This window comes from Vibrio sp. 1874 (assembly GCF_033344395.1).
Classification (GTDB): Bacteria; Pseudomonadota; Gammaproteobacteria; order Enterobacterales; family Vibrionaceae; genus Vibrio; species Vibrio alginolyticus.
The window spans coordinates 1-14207 of record NZ_JAWPOR010000010.1 but is presented as its reverse complement, the minus strand read 5'-3'; the positions used below and the strand labels follow the sequence as shown (position 1 = coordinate 14207).

General features: G+C 40.4%; 16 protein-coding genes and 5 pseudogenes. All 21 read right to left on the bottom strand.

The window, feature by feature from the left end:
* The gene (locus R8N46_RS16775) at window positions 1–468 is read right to left on the bottom strand and encodes a hypothetical protein (protein ID WP_104979300.1); all 468 of its coding nucleotides are present in this window, start codon (window positions 466–468) and stop codon (window positions 1–3) included.
* 711 nt (window positions 469–1179) lie between these two features.
* On the bottom strand, window positions 1180–1635 hold the full coding sequence (locus R8N46_RS16770; RefSeq protein WP_104980026.1) for a hypothetical protein: 456 nt from the start codon (window positions 1633–1635) through the stop codon (window positions 1180–1182).
* 134 nt (window positions 1636–1769) lie between these two features.
* Window positions 1770–2290 (bottom strand): annotated as a pseudogene (locus tag R8N46_RS16765) (ClbS/DfsB family four-helix bundle protein).
* Window positions 2291–2647: 357 nt separating this feature from the next.
* Complete coding sequence (locus R8N46_RS16760; protein WP_170960356.1) at window positions 2648–2923, bottom strand: hypothetical protein; 276 nt, start codon at window positions 2921–2923, stop codon at window positions 2648–2650.
* A 142-nt stretch (window positions 2924–3065) separates the two neighbouring features.
* Window positions 3066–3227, bottom strand: a pseudogene (locus R8N46_RS16755) (transposase); the annotation flags it as partial.
* Window positions 3228–3529: 302 nt separating this feature from the next.
* A complete protein-coding gene (locus R8N46_RS16750; protein ID WP_169644108.1) occupies window positions 3530–3736 on the bottom strand; it encodes an IS3 family transposase in 207 nt (68 codons plus the stop codon).
* Window positions 3720–4379: an IS3 family transposase gene (locus tag R8N46_RS16745; protein ID WP_169644111.1), complete on the bottom strand. Its 660-nt coding sequence runs from the start codon at window positions 4377–4379 to the stop codon at window positions 3720–3722. The genes R8N46_RS16750 and R8N46_RS16745 overlap by 17 nt, the downstream gene beginning before the upstream one ends.
* Window positions 4376–4636: pseudogene (locus tag R8N46_RS16740) on the bottom strand (transposase); the annotation flags it as partial. The gene R8N46_RS16745 and the pseudogene R8N46_RS16740, both read right to left, overlap by 4 nt.
* Before the next feature lie 198 nt (window positions 4637–4834).
* The gene (locus tag R8N46_RS16735) at window positions 4835–5302 is read right to left on the bottom strand and encodes an NUDIX domain-containing protein (protein ID WP_104975392.1); all 468 of its coding nucleotides are present in this window, start codon (window positions 5300–5302) and stop codon (window positions 4835–4837) included.
* 1357 nt (window positions 5303–6659) lie between these two features.
* A complete protein-coding gene (locus R8N46_RS16730; protein WP_226975282.1) occupies window positions 6660–6932 on the bottom strand; it encodes a hypothetical protein in 273 nt (90 codons plus the stop codon).
* An 8-nt stretch (window positions 6933–6940) separates the two neighbouring features.
* Complete coding sequence (locus R8N46_RS16725) at window positions 6941–7267, bottom strand: type II toxin-antitoxin system YafO family toxin (RefSeq protein ID WP_104975396.1); 327 nt, start codon at window positions 7265–7267, stop codon at window positions 6941–6943.
* A 76-nt stretch (window positions 7268–7343) separates the two neighbouring features.
* Window positions 7344–7517, bottom strand: coding sequence for a hypothetical protein (locus R8N46_RS16720; protein WP_170960355.1), 174 nt, complete (start codon window positions 7515–7517; stop codon window positions 7344–7346).
* Window positions 7518–8293: 776 nt separating this feature from the next.
* Window positions 8294–8467, bottom strand: coding sequence for a hypothetical protein (locus R8N46_RS16710; protein WP_169644113.1), 174 nt, complete (start codon window positions 8465–8467; stop codon window positions 8294–8296).
* Complete coding sequence (locus tag R8N46_RS16705; protein WP_169644115.1) at window positions 8468–8611, bottom strand: hypothetical protein; 144 nt, start codon at window positions 8609–8611, stop codon at window positions 8468–8470. It abuts the gene before it with no gap.
* Window positions 8612–8649: 38 nt separating this feature from the next.
* Window positions 8650–9144 (bottom strand): hypothetical protein, encoded by a 495-nt coding sequence (locus tag R8N46_RS16700; protein ID WP_104979303.1) that lies wholly within the window; start codon window positions 9142–9144, stop codon window positions 8650–8652.
* Window positions 9145–9427: 283 nt separating this feature from the next.
* Window positions 9428–9829 (bottom strand): annotated as a pseudogene (locus R8N46_RS16695) (HIT family protein).
* Between the two features lie 187 nt (window positions 9830–10016).
* Complete coding sequence (locus R8N46_RS16690; RefSeq protein ID WP_104975398.1) at window positions 10017–10511, bottom strand: hypothetical protein; 495 nt, start codon at window positions 10509–10511, stop codon at window positions 10017–10019.
* A gap of 3 nt (window positions 10512–10514) precedes the next feature.
* Entirely contained in the window at window positions 10515–10952 is a 438-nt protein-coding gene (locus R8N46_RS16685) for a DUF5675 family protein (protein WP_104975399.1), read from the bottom strand.
* An 823-nt stretch (window positions 10953–11775) separates the two neighbouring features.
* On the bottom strand, window positions 11776–12372 hold the full coding sequence (locus R8N46_RS16680; protein ID WP_104975401.1) for a DJ-1/PfpI family protein: 597 nt from the start codon (window positions 12370–12372) through the stop codon (window positions 11776–11778).
* A 79-nt stretch (window positions 12373–12451) separates the two neighbouring features.
* Window positions 12452–13165 (bottom strand): class I SAM-dependent methyltransferase, encoded by a 714-nt coding sequence (locus R8N46_RS16675; protein WP_104975402.1) that lies wholly within the window; start codon window positions 13163–13165, stop codon window positions 12452–12454.
* A 613-nt stretch (window positions 13166–13778) separates the two neighbouring features.
* A pseudogene (locus tag R8N46_RS16670) lies at window positions 13779–13940 on the bottom strand (transposase); the annotation flags it as partial.
* Between the last annotated feature and the right edge of the window lie 267 nt (window positions 13941–14207).

The following is a 14207-nucleotide window of genomic DNA, read 5'->3' as shown; positions in this document are numbered from 1 at the left end:
TTACGCAGCCTCTCTTACTGCTAACTTCGCTAATTTACTCAATAGTAACTTAAACTTTGACAAGGGCATATCATAAGCAGGAGCGATAGTGTAATGATACGCACCAAAACGAGGGTTATACTGATCTTTAACTATCGCCAACCCAGAAGGTAAAGGTGTGCCCTCTGGTATCCGATAGTGCTGCCAATTTGGTCCCTGTGGTATCCCTGGTCGATCAAACGTACTGATGCCTCTTGGCCGGTCTTTCACTAACACTCTCGCATCAACTCCCATTCCTTTAATAGTAATGTCAGCAGGTCTAGGTCTACCATTTAAAAGAAGTAGAGTATCTTCAATTAGTTCAAAAAGCTCCATACCTTTTTTAACATTTAATCCTCTCCACAAATTAAGAGGTACTTTACCCTCATAATAGTTATGAATTTGCCCCTTATCTAACAACACATCTTTTAGCAATGTAACAGTTTCCATGTTTCCTCCTTTTGCTTAAATTCTCGAGAGAGCTAACGCCTTGCTAAGGTGTGAGTAACGCAATACAAAAGATACCGCACAGCGCCTTAATCACCATAAGCCACCGCAAAGTAAAAATGCCACGCGTTACGAATCACTCTTAAGCAATTTGTTAGTACATGCGCTACTTCTATTTATGCGCTCCAAGATATTGAAAACTTAAATGATATGAAAGACTTTGAACACTGAGGTGAGACGGGCAGCTACAAAACTTAAAACCGATAGAGAGACGAAAGTTGGCTAGAAGAAAAACGTACTGAACTACCCTACATTCATTAGCTTCAAATTAGAAAAGGATTCTTTCCTCGTACTTCAACAGCCACACCAAAAGTAATCAAGGTTCTCTCAAAAACCACTACGAAAATGAAGAAGAGCCAAAGAAATAGGCTAAGAGTTAGAAGCCGTAAACGGTGAAATCAAAGCGAACACTCCGCATATAGTGCCACCGGAAAGAACGTGAAAGGCACTAACTTAAAGGTGTAAATATGAGCGCCAAAACAGATAAACACCAAAACTGATGACCTTTGATGTCAAACCCGTACTAACGCCCTGCTAAGGGGTGAACAACGCAATACAAAAGCCTACGCATACTACTTTAATCACTAACCCCAACGCATAGTAAAAATGCCACGCGTGCCGAATCACTCTTGAAGAACTTGTTATGTTGAGATGTTAAGTAACGCGTTCATGACTATCTAGCATCTTCACAGGCAACTGGTTTTCAACTAGAAAATGGTAAAATCTTAGCTCTTCAATTAAGTCAGGAAAAGCTAGTTCAAAGTCTTGATAGGTCTGATTTTTGAAACGAAACCTTACCGTATGTTCAAACCTTTTGGTTTGCGCATACAAAATTTCATTAATATCAGCAGTATTTATACTTGTACCTAAAAGAGATAAACTATTACCATCAAGCACAACTTCTAGCGACTGTTTTGGTTTGGATGTTAAATACTCAGCAGCTAAAGATACAGCACAAAAAAATGCGATGTATCCTAATTGTGTTAAAAATGGAGCCTTAGATATCTCGACTAAGTAGTAAGCAAACATGCCACAAATTAATACTCTAGTGATAAAGCTATACATTAATTTAAAACTGACCAATTTACTTTGTCTCAATAAAGTTTTCATAACTCCCTTCTCAACATAACGCCGCGTTAAGGGGCGCAGGCACGCAATACAAAAGTGACCGCATACCACCTTAAACACTAAAACCAACGCATAGTAAAAATGCCTCGCGTTGCGAATTACTCTTAAACAGTTTGTTATGTGAATTCTCGATTGAAACGCCGAACTTTTGTACGCATATTTTTCATAGGTGATGATGTATTAAACTGAATCATGCGCCCCAAAGTCTATTGTTCATACCACGCAACACCATAGGAATCATGGTCACTTAAGCTTGAAATGAGTAAAAGTATCTCGTTAACTGTAGACTCAAGCTCAATGAGTAAATCATCATATTTCCACTCACAGTACTCTTCGTGGAAGCTTTCAGCGAGTGAGCCTAATTGGTTCCATTTATAACCAGTTTCCGGGAAATCAACATGTTGGTTTTGATATCTTAAGTGATGCCATTTAAGAATGAGTTTCCCCAACCAATCAAGTAAGCCACTGTATCACTAACGCTAATGGCTTTACCTTTGACGTTTCCCTCTACTCCAGGTTTGCGAGCTTTGCCTTCCGGAATTGAACGATAGTCAGCCATGAGTTTCGGAAATATTGAGTTTATAGCCAACTCCAATTCATCCTTATTTCTTGGCACAGAAGACATTTTGACCTCCATTCACATAACGCTCTGTTAAGGTGTGAGCAACGCAATACCAATGCTTCCGCATATCACCTTAACCACTAAACGCAACGCATAGCAAAAATGCCACGCGTTGCGAATCACTCTAAAACAGTTTGTTAGCTTTATTTTAGAGAAGGTCTCTTGAAAAATTAACCACATTATCTCCAAATACACTTATAGCATCGTTTCGTAGTGATTTAATGAGCAACCTCAATTCAATCAGATCGTTACCGTAGTCTGATATTTCATCGTCAGAGTTCTCACAAACATGTGCCCATTGCTTTTCCAATGACTCCAAACCTTCTAGGACTAATTTCATATCCGAAGATGCTAAATCTAAAGTTATCCGTCTCAAACTACTTTACCCTCTTTTTTAAACACCATTGTTGCTTTCAAAGCCATCTCTTCCAGTAACCCCTTATACTTATCTAAAGGCATATTTGTGACAGGTGCGATACCGTAATGATGTGGCTTATCATTTACAAGCTTTAGCCCCTGAGGAGGGCGCGTGTTGGGTGGAAACCTCCAAACCCAACCCGTCATGTTAGATTGGTTAATACCAGTCTTGTCAAATACACTGATCCCCTTTCCATTAGCAATTATTACCGTTATACCATTTAACTGCATCGTGTCCACATCCTTAGATCTCACATGCGATAGCTTGGGAGTTTCCTTATTACCAATCCTAAATAGTTCTTCGGGTAAGATGTAAATTACCACCTTCTAAAGAAGGTGGCTTTGTGTGAGCCCCCTAAAAGAGGGCCTTTGTTTAGTCCAGCGCCAATTGCTGCTGCTCTACTCGCTCTTGCTTCTCTTGATGTCTTACATATCGGCGTATTATTTCTTCATTGATTCCAACACTATCGACAAAATAGCCTCTTTGCCAAAAGTGATTACCCCAAAGCCTGTTCTTCCTAAGGTGAAGAAACTTGATTGTATCTACTCATGTTATTTGTCCTCTTTGACTTCTGGAAAAATCAAAGATGCATTTAGCATGAGTAGATTTACAGGCAAAGCCAAAGCGGATGATAACCACCTACTGAAGTAGGTGGTTTAGGGCTGAAAATAAAAATCTTTCGGAAACATAATTAACTCCAGATGAAATAAAACCTGAACATTAATTACGAACTAACAAGTGACCTAATTGTCGATATTAAATATACGATGGAGTTAAAACTCGTGTGTAATAGCCATGAAAAGTGGTGTACCCCACAAAAAGTAGACAGTACATAACTACATACTTTCGTACTCGACCGGACTGACATGCCCTAACGCTGAGTGCCTTCTTCTGAGATTGTAAAATACCTCGATGTATTCGAAGGTGCCCATTCGGGCTTCTTCGAGAGTTTGGTAGTCTTCTGCGTATATCAGTTCGACTTTCAGTCGGCTGTAGAACGACTCCATCACCATATTATCCCAACAGTTACCCTGTCGGCTCATGCTCGGTACACCTCCATGCTTGCGCATGAAGTCTTGATATATATGCTCTGTATTGTACACCACGGTCTGAGTGGATAATGACGCCCTTAGACGGCTTACGTGACTCAAACGCCATTTTTAACGCATTAGTGATGAGCTCGACGGTCATCGTTGTCCCTAGCGACCAACCCACGATACGCCTTGAATACAGGCCCATCACTGTCGCCAAGAAGAGCCAACGGCTCTTCACCCAGATATACGTGATGTCCGTGACCCACTTCTGATTTGGCATCTCAGACTCAAAGTCTCTTCGCAGTAAATTGTCAGCAACATTCCTCATCGCAGCCACATCCTTGCTGTATTTAAACCCTTTACCATTACGTGCCCTGATACCTTTTTCCTTCATGATATCAGCCACATAATTCACGCAGCAGGCATAGCCTGCTTCGTTGAGCTCTTCGGCTATTCGCACTGAGCCGTAACGTGCCCGATATTGGGCAAAGGTACACATGACAAGCTGTTCAAAGCGCTTTCGCCTCTTTGAACGCTCATTTGGCGTATGATGACACCACTTGTAATAACCACCTCGACTCACCTCTAACGCACGGCACATTAAGCTAATGGAATACTCACCGACATAGCTTTCGATGAATTCGTACTTCACTCTTGTTGCTTCGCGAAGTACGCCGAGACCTTTTTTAGGAATTCCATTTCATCTTTGAGTCGCTTGTTCTCGCGCCTTAACGCTCGAAGCTCTTCGGACTCTTTCTTCGAATAATCGACACTATCTAAGGTGTTAAACTGTTTATCAGATAGGCGTGTGAACTGGCGCTTCCAGTTCCGGTTCTGCTGGGCACTGATGCCCAGCTCCTTGGCAACGGAGACGGCTGTTCGGCCAGGAAGACTGGCCAAGCGGACTGCTTCTTTGCGGAACTATTCGGTGTACGCTGGATTACGATGTTTAGCCATAAATCACCTCTCAATTAGACCCTAGATCTAACTTAGTAAAGTGTCTACTAAACGTGGGGTACTCGGCCGCATAACGCCTTAACCACTAAAACCAACGCATAGTAAAAATGCCATGCGTGCCGAATCACTCTTGAACAATTTGTTAGCTTTCTAGCCAACGAAGTACGCTGAATCATTTTCTGCAAACAAACAGTCTAACGGGTAAGGAAGCTCAAACCTTGGCATATTCCCCTTTGAAAACCATTTAAGGCTTACCGCTTCATCATCGATTACGGATTGAGAAGAACTTTCTACTACACATTTGAACATGATGACTGTGTATTCAACTTGAACACCATTTGGGTATGTAAAACCAAAACCCTCACCACCAAATACACCAAGTAGGCGATCTACTTTTACATCTAAACCTGTTTCCTCGCGCACTTCCCTGGTCAATGCTTCCACTGACGACTCTTGAGGTTCAATCATTCCGGCAGGAAGACTCCATGTACCATCTGATTTTTGCTGAAGTAGTAGCTCTTTGTTTTCATTTAAAATGATACCCGCAACGCCGGGGATAAGAAGTGGCATCGTTCCAATCTTAGAACGAACCTCTTTGATATAGTCACTTGCGCTCAATTTTCCTCCTTGAAAGCTAACGCCCAATTAAGGTGTTAAGCACGCATTGACCAAGTCGCTGCATAGCACTTCAACACCGAAAGCCAACGCATGGCAAGAATGCCACGCGTGCTGAATCACTCTTAAATTGTTTGTTAGCTCACTTGGATTCAAGATTCCTCTGTACCAACCTTCATCTTTGCTCGAAATGCTGAATTTAGACCTATAAAGAACAAAGCATTTGTTATCACAAAAACAAAAATGATCATAATGGACAAACTATTACCTGAAATCGCTACTGTTAGGGAATGCTGACAGAATGCTCCCATTAGACACAGCGCCAGAGGCCTCAAAAAGGTTACGGAGAAAGGCAACTTTTCCTGTGTCAACATGTGTAACATTATTAACACATGAGACGAGTGAACTATTGCTAGTGCAAAAATAATAACTAACACGGAAATCAACATTATAAATCACCTGCTTTTAGTAGCCCTCTTCTCAACAACTCGTCTTGTGCACTTTTACTGTTTGAGTGCGTTTGACAAGCAATTATGCTGACCATTATTACCAAAATGGCGGAAGCCCTTTTAGCATTGATTTCGTTTAACCCAACCTTTGAGCCTACCTGAGCTACGACAGTAGATGTAATAGTCGTTTTAAATTGTTTTGATATGTGCCGAGGGGCTTCTTTTACCCCTTTTTCAGATACTTTGTATAAAACGCCTGCAACGCTAGCAACCGTTATTGGAACTGTAATATCGATACCAATTAGCTTAATTGCGTCTGTAACATCATTGTTCGTATCGAAAAATTTTCTAAGTTTCTTTATCCGATAGTGACCAAGAAAACCAATATGGATTTGCCAACTACTTGTGATATTAACCCATACAAGGCTGATTTCAGCTGATTGTCAGGCAAGTCTAGTATTTTGCGAAGAACCTCTGACTGCTTGTTTCTTAGTAGCTCTCTATACAGGACTATTCCTGTCATTATAACTACAGAGTTAGCCTGTTGCCTTAAACGTGATAAGTACTTCTCCATGCCAATTAGTTGTGCATAATATTTTATAGGGTCGGCACCAATTACCGCTCGATTAACTCTCATAAAACCTCCTCTCTAGACCATTTGAAGTGTCACTTTCTTTGAGAAAAGGTACAAATACTTTTGTAATTTATTAGTTAAACTTCACACGCAATTTGCAATTTACACAATTGATAATTACGTAGTTCGACTGTCGACGGTTGCTTTGCGAGCTAACGCCGCATTAAGGTGTGAGCAACGCTACCACGAAACCAAACCATATCACCGTAAACACGAAACCCAACCTTGAACTGAAAATGCCAAGCGTTGGGAGTCACTCTTAAATGCTTTGTTAGCCCTAGGATTCTGACCAAAGTTCAGAGTCATCTTCTGATAGCTGTTGAAGCTCTCTTTCTATAACTACATCTTCAGGCCATTTGATATCCAAGGAGTTCTTGAATTCTTGAATACCTACATAAGCAATTATGTCACCCTCTATTTGTAACTCCCACACCGAGCCATTCCACTGAGCAAAATCATAAACACCTGCAGCTGGCCCTAGTTTTACCGCAACAAAATACATACCAACAAATGATGGCAGTCCTTTTTCCCAATTCAACTCAATACTCATACTACCTCCTAAAACTTTTCACGAAAGCGTTCAGCTACGTCGGCCAATTCCATTAAGTAAAGTGGTTTTAATTTACATAATTGATGAGCATTTTCAATAAAACCTAAGAGTAAAAAGTAATTTTTAATCAAAAAGCCCTCGCAGTAGATCAACGCGGTGTTACTGGTCTTATGATATGAAAGCTTCTTCAAATGCCAAAGTTTGGATGAAGAATCTCTAATATGGATGTGGGACATCCCAGCCTGCTTGACCTGACTTGGAAAATCATAAGTAGTGTCTCGACCAAATGATTTGTGGGGAACACCCGTTTTCTTGTAATCTTTGAACTGACCAATAAATCTAGTTTACTTTTATCAAGATTATCTCTAAATCCTGAGCTTACAAAAACCTTTACATCCTTGTTCATTTTTATTACTCCATTTCAATAAAAGTTACTTTGTTCCTTATTTTTGAATCATTCATCGTTGCTCGTTCAGTTAACGCTGCTGAACTCCTGATTTCATCTCTTTTGAGTGCTTCTGTCTTATTGTCACCATCTAAGACTTTTTCTTTTTTGAGAACTATCGCTTTTTTCCTTTGTTGCATATTACACTTTCCTCTCTATTTAATTTAGGGCTAACGCCGCGTTAAGGGGTGAACAACGCAAGCCACCAAACCTAAATTATTGTGCCATAAACACAAAAGCTAAACTTAGAACCAAAATTGCCAAGCGTTGAGAATCCCTCTTGAGCAGTTTGTTAGTCGCGAGGCACCGAGCGACAATTTTAAGCCGAACTAAACTTTGCAAACAACAAACTTTATGTGTTTTGATGCACTTAAGTCAGGCGTAGTCTCAAAGCGACTACTCAATGAAACCACTTAGAAAAAACAGCGCCGCAGAAAACGGACTGACAACACCAAAAAGCGCTTTTGGAGAACCAATCTCACAGTGCGGACTTTCAACAAAGTCACTGAAACCACGTGGAACTTACAACACCAGAGAAAACGTCCTTTCAGCAAGTAAATAAGCTTTTAAACCAACAAACTCACCGAGCAGAGTTGCAACCAAAAACAGATTCTCGATTGCCCCGCTCTATCACCACCAAAAAACGAAAAACCGCTCGTAAAATAGCAATGCATTGATTTAGAACCGATGAAACTGAACTTTGACCGACGAAGATGGTACTATGAATCAAACAACCAACAGCCAAGTTTTGAGCTTACAAACATGGTTTTGACTGCTAGCTTTTTCTGGTGACTAACGCCCTGTTAAGGTGTGAAGCACGCAATGACCAAGCCCAAGCATGGCACTTCAACACCAAAACCAAAGCATAGTAAAATGCCACACGTGCTGAATCACTCTTAAACAGTTTGTTATACCGTCACTTCTTATTCCTCTCTGACTTTTCTTGTTCCGAGTCCAAGTCTAAGTGCTCTGGACCTCCTGATAATAACCCTTCGGGCTCATTGTCTACCTTTGGAGGTACTGCATTTCGTTTTTGAAGTTCTTTGACCTTTTTAGCTAAACGATCTAATTCTTTGTTGTTCTTGCTCATTTACAGACCTCTATTTGATTTGTTCATCATACCTTGTGGTTCTTTGGTTATAGGAGGTTTTTCTTTGGAAGCAAGGAGATTAGCAAACCGTTGTAGTTCTTTAATACTTCGATTTTCTTTTTTTGGATTGTTTTGTGCATTCATTTCTTATATCCCTATTTTTTTACTTAGAAACCGAGGGTTCACTTTGCTTGCAGGCTGTAAGCTATAGCCCAGTGCCTTATAAGTACTAATTGCTCCGTCAACTGGGTCAGCAACTCTAACTTCTTCAGCAAACCAAACAACTCAAATCCAGTTAAAGCAACATAGGCTACACGACCTTTCAAAGGATGAGCTCTTTCAGTTGAGCCTTCCAAGATTTCCAACCTTACGTGAACATTTTTCTCTGAGAGCTTTCCTAAACATAAACCGCATAATGTTGAACCATACCAAATTGCAGCCTCGAACCTTTTATGATGACGCTCGCGGTAATGTGCGAACCAACTAGACCAATCCCAGCCACCATTCGGCGGTGTCCTCATATTCCCCCACCTTTTATATGCTGCCTTAGCCTGGGTGTTGATTGGAGTGAGCTTCACTTGAGGTAAGTTAGTAGCTATCGGCACAGAAGCATATACTTCATTTCTTAAGTTTTGGTATTTAGCAATAAATTCACTATAGTTTGAGGGTTTATTCATGCTTAACTTCTCTTTATTTATATCAAGAAGTTACCTTACTTTTCTCTACAGAAATCCATTAGATGAAAAACAGCTTAGATGCAAATATTATCGAGAGACTCAGCAGTCTCATTGTAATCCCCACAATTGTCATTTACATTCAAGGATAACGCCTTGTTAAGGAGTGAGGCACGCAATAACGAAGCTTCCGCATAACACCTTAACCACTAAAATCAACGCATTGTAAAAATGCCACGCGTGCCGAATCACTCTTGAACAATTTGTTAGCATACTTTTTCAACGCTCATAGATCTTTAAGTGATTCTCTAAGTTTATCCATAGTTTGAATCCCAAGTTCACTACTAATCCAACCATACTGGTCGCCATGGAACCGAGGGAAAATATGCAAATGGTAATGGTCGAGCTCGTTGAAATGAGGTGCCTCTCCGTTGTTTTGCATAAAGCCGATACCTTCGGGATTGAACTTAGCTTCTATACGCTTATATTAATCTCTTGCGACGTCGGTGATCTCTAAAAACACAGACTCGGGCAAGTCGATGAAAGTGCGGTATTGAGTCTTGGGACAAATTAAAATATGTCCAAAGTTGATTGGGTCATGGTCTGCAAAAGCTATAACTTGGTCAGATTCGTACACGATGACCGAGTCAATTTCACGATTAACAATTTGTTCGACTATCGTAGTCATCTAAACTCCTATCAAAGTATGCTAACGCCGCATTAAGGTGTGAGCAACGCTATCACTAAACTAAAACATACCACCGTAAACACAAAAACCAACGATATAATGAAAAATGCCAAGCGTTGGGAATCACTCTTAAATGCTTTGTTAGCTTTCTGTTCGAAACACTACAGCTCAATTTTTAGCAGACATATTAATCTACGCTTCGGATTGAAATTCCCTCAAGTCGTTTAAGTAAGCTCTCGCCATATGGAGCTAGCGCTACTTGTGGATTTGAGTTCATATATAAACTCAAAGCACGAACAAGATCTTCTTTAGCATGAGATAATCGTTCAACTTCTCCTCCATTGAAATCCGTAAAAACTATTCCTTGTAATTCATTTAACCATTTTGAAAACGAATCGGGCTCTGATGAAAGCACTGCTAGCGTAATATAGGTATGATGAGTCAAGGCAACTAACAACAAAAGGGACACCTCTCCAGAAACAGCACCATCCCTGTGAACCCATATTTCACCCAGAGTATTTATTGTAGGGACAACTATTTTCGATTCATCACTTTCCAAGTGTTCTTGAATTAAAAAATAATTATTTTTCATCCAGAGAAGGTTGAGCTCTGTACGTGGGGTGGATGCGAACACAGAACTTGAAAACATTAGAAAAATTAAAATCAAAATATTTTTTAACATGAATCATTTCTCCAGTTGATTTGTTACTCTAATCTCAATTTCTTTATACTTACCAATCTCTAAAAAAATTTCTTTTAACGCCACTTTGCTATTGCTTACATAATAATGAGAATCTTTTAACACTCCCCAACTTTTACCCGGCATTAGGCAGCCTTCCGTATTTTTGTGATAATTGCCTGCGTGAATCAAAACATAAGTCCGTCCTGGAACATTTTTTAATTCGTACACATTTTTATACTTGGTACCACTAAATGGTTCCACTTTGTATGTACCAGCCGAAATTCTTTTGTCTGAACCCTCAACTATCGAGTCAGGACCTCCTGGTTCGAGAACAAACCAACTCTTGTCGACACCTTCAATAGTTAGTTTTCCTAACGTTGTCTCTCCATACTGTTTTATGCGTCTGAGATTTAATATTTCTTTGATTTTTTTGCCAGTCATTTATTTGATCCTCACATTAAATTGAGGAAATACTAGCTGAAATAACTTAATTACATGCCTCCAAGAGTCCCTTTTTCGGCAAGTATCAAAGCAACATTGTACTTGACAATTCTAACTCTTACATTTAACGATTGGATTGATAAAGCTAACGCCTTGCTTAGGTGTGAGTAACGCAATACAAAAGCTACCGCACAGCGCCTTAATCATCATAAGCCACCGCATAGTAAAAATGCCACGCGTTACGAATCACTCTTAAGCAATTTGTTAGTACATGCGCTACTTCTATTTGTGCGCTCCAAGATATTGAAAAGTGGCATAATATGAAAGGCTTTGAACACTGAAGTGAGACGGGCAGCTACAAAACCTTATCGGCATTGAGAGACGAAAGTTGGCTAGAAGAAAAACGCGCTGAACTCCCCTATTTTTACGGACTTCAAATTAGAAAAGGATTCGATCCTCGAACTCCGGACGGCAACACCAAAAGTAATCGAGATTCTCTCAAAAGCCACCACGAAAATGAAGAAGCGCAAAAGAAATAGGCTAAGAGTTAGAAACCGTAAACGGTGAAATCAAAGCGAACACTCCGCATATAGTGCCACCGGAAAGAACGTGAAAGGCATTAACTGAAAGGTGTAAATTCGAGCACCAAAACAGATAAACACCAAAACTTGTGACCTTTGATGTCAAACCCGTACTAACGCGCAGTTAAGGTGTAAGGCACGCAATACTGAAGCCTCTGCATACCACCTTAATCACTAACCCTACCGCATAGTATAAATGACACGCGTACCGAATCACTCTTGAACAATTTGTTAGGCAAATTTTACAGATATGCACCGACTACTGACATGCAATGCTGAACCGTGCTTTCTTTTTCACCGACTGGCGCGACATAGTGAATTGCAGATTCAGCATCCGCCCTACTCGACAACTTACTAATAACCCACGCTGCTAAGTACTTTGATGACAAACAACCACCTGCTGTTGCAAGATTGCCATCAGCATAAAATGGCTGCTCTAAAACAGTCACTCCCGATTCGACAACCCAAGGTCTCGTTGTTAAATCGGTACAAGCTGGTATTTGATGCAGTAAGCCAAGCACAGACACGAGCAAAGTACCTGAACATTGCCCACCAATTAACTGAGTTTCAGGGTTTAGATTTAACCTTGAAAGTATATCTCTGTCTTGAGCAATATCGCGTGTTAGTACACCGCTACCAAACAATACAACGTTGGCTTGATTCGCAAACTCCAGAGGCTGTTGAGATTGAATTGTAACTCCGTTCATTGAAGTGACGTACTGAGATGGACTCGTTATTTGCACGTTCCAACCAGCGTCTTTCATTCGGTTCAAAATTCCCGCTGCTATAAATGAATCAAGTTCATTAAATCCGTCAAATGTTAGTACCGCAATTTCCATATCTGCTCCTATTTGCCTAACGCCGCGTTAAGTAGTGAGCAACGCTACCACTGAACCTAAACTATTGTGCCTTAAACACTTAAGCTGAATAAAACCCAAAATGCCACGCGTTGCGAATCTGCCTTAAACGCTTTGTTAGCAGTCTTTTCCACACCAAATTATGCTTTATTGCATATACCGTTATGTGGTTTGAAGTTAAACGTTCATAGACACTAACATGAAGCACTTGAAACCCAGCTTGCTTTAATTCAACAACAAGGCCACTTTGAGAGGTAACATGACGATATGGGCTGTTATCCCTATAAGTTTCATAGCTATTTTCATCTTTAGAACACAAGCTACTGACGAAAAACACCCCATTTTCAGATAGTGAACGATAAACATTACCCAAGAATATGGCTCGATCTGCGCCAATAATGCAATGTAAGCAATTACCGTCAATCACAGCATCATAACGTTCTGGAAGTTCAAGAGACTCTACTGTTAGGTCAGATGTATAATAATCACCCTCAGTTCCTGTTGCTCTAGCTTTTTCCTTTGCCCATGCAATTGCGGTTGGTGAGACATCTATACCTGTTACCGCAAAACCCAACTTCTGAAAAAAAGCTCGGCAATGATGCCCTTCACCGCACCCTAATTCGAGCAGTTTACCTTGCTTCGGTCGTTTACATAGCTCTAGAAAACGATCCACTAAAACTGCTTTAGACATTCGCTCATTGCCACCCCAACCTTCCCAGCCAGCTTGGCGAGCTTCAACATACATGTCTTCATGAACTTGATAATTTGGTTTCATACCTGCTAACGCCCAATTAAGGTGTGAAGCACGCATCCACCAGACTCAATTTGACCACCGAAAACACTTAACTAACCCAAGCCAAAAATGCCAAGCGCGCTGAATCACTCTTTAATTGTTTGTTAGCTCTTCAAAGCTATAAGTTGTAGAAAAAAGCTCAAAAACAATATTAAAAGTCCCAAAAACCGGGGTGACTGCTCTTGACCAATAACCGAATTCTCAAGGCTAACTATTGGTAATAGAATGAGCCTTAATGCAACGCCTAAGAGACCAAATACAATAAAAAACACATAAAAGAATGGCAACATCAACAACGTTGAACTGGTAATTAGAATTCTGGCAAACATTTCGCTAAAACTCAGGGATCCATAACCAGCTAAAGCCAATATGAAAGGAATACTGATAACCCAAACGTAACTATTTAAAATAGATTCTAATTCTGGGAATGCGTCCCACATAACCCCGAAGGCGACGAGTAGACTAAAAAACCGATAATTCTAATACGGTTAAGGTTTTCTCTATCCTCATCTGTTGGTTCATAATTGCGCCGAAGTAAATTACCACCTTCTAAAGAAGGTGGTTTTGTGTGAGCCCCCTAAAAGGGGGCCTTTGTTTAGTCCAGCGCCAATTTCTGCTGCTCTACTCGCTCTTGCTTCTCTTGATGTCTTACATATCGGCGTATTATTTCTTCATTGATTCCAACACTATCGACAAAATAGCCTCTTTGCCAAAAGTGATTACCCCAAAGCCTGTTCTTCCTAAGGTGAGGAAACTTGATTGTATCTACTCATGTTATTTGTCCTCTTTGACTTCTGGAAAAATCAAAGAGGCATTTAGCATGAGTAGTTTTACAGGCAAAGCCGAAGCGGATGATAACCACCTACTGAAGTAGGTGGTTTAGGGCTGAAAACAAAAGCCGCCGCATACCACCTTAAACACTAAAACCAACGCATAGCGAAAATGCTACGCGTTGCGAATCCCTCTTGAACAGTTTGTTAGGCGACATTTCTACGTTTAACTTCTTTCTCATACGAAGATTCGT

Coding starts and splice junctions, on each gene's coding strand:
- R8N46_RS16775 (WP_104979300.1), bottom strand. CDS start 468: ATGGAAACTGTTACATTGCTAAAAGATGTGTTGTTAGATAAGGGGCAA.
- R8N46_RS16770 (WP_104980026.1), bottom strand. CDS start 1,635: ATGAAAACTTTATTGAGACAAAGTAAATTGGTCAGTTTTAAATTAATG.
- R8N46_RS16760 (WP_170960356.1), bottom strand. CDS start 2,923: ATGCAGTTAAATGGTATAACGGTAATAATTGCTAATGGAAAGGGGATC.
- R8N46_RS16750 (WP_169644108.1), bottom strand. CDS start 3,736: ATGAGCCGACAGGGTAACTGTTGGGATAATATGGTGATGGAGTCGTTC.
- R8N46_RS16730 (WP_226975282.1), bottom strand. CDS start 6,932: ATGAGTATTGAGTTGAATTGGGAAAAAGGACTGCCATCATTTGTTGGT.
- R8N46_RS16720 (WP_170960355.1), bottom strand. CDS start 7,517: ATGCAACAAAGGAAAAAAGCGATAGTTCTCAAAAAAGAAAAAGTCTTA.
- R8N46_RS16710 (WP_169644113.1), bottom strand. CDS start 8,467: ATGAGCAAGAACAACAAAGAATTAGATCGTTTAGCTAAAAAGGTCAAA.
- R8N46_RS16705 (WP_169644115.1), bottom strand. CDS start 8,611: ATGAATGCACAAAACAATCCAAAAAAAGAAAATCGAAGTATTAAAGAA.
- R8N46_RS16700 (WP_104979303.1), bottom strand. CDS start 9,144: ATGAATAAACCCTCAAACTATAGTGAATTTATTGCTAAATACCAAAAC.
- R8N46_RS16690 (WP_104975398.1), bottom strand. CDS start 10,511: ATGTTAAAAAATATTTTGATTTTAATTTTTCTAATGTTTTCAAGTTCT.
- R8N46_RS16685 (WP_104975399.1), bottom strand. CDS start 10,952: ATGACTGGCAAAAAAATCAAAGAAATATTAAATCTCAGACGCATAAAA.
- R8N46_RS16680 (WP_104975401.1), bottom strand. CDS start 12,372: ATGGAAATTGCGGTACTAACATTTGACGGATTTAATGAACTTGATTCA.
- R8N46_RS16675 (WP_104975402.1), bottom strand. CDS start 13,165: ATGAAACCAAATTATCAAGTTCATGAAGACATGTATGTTGAAGCTCGC.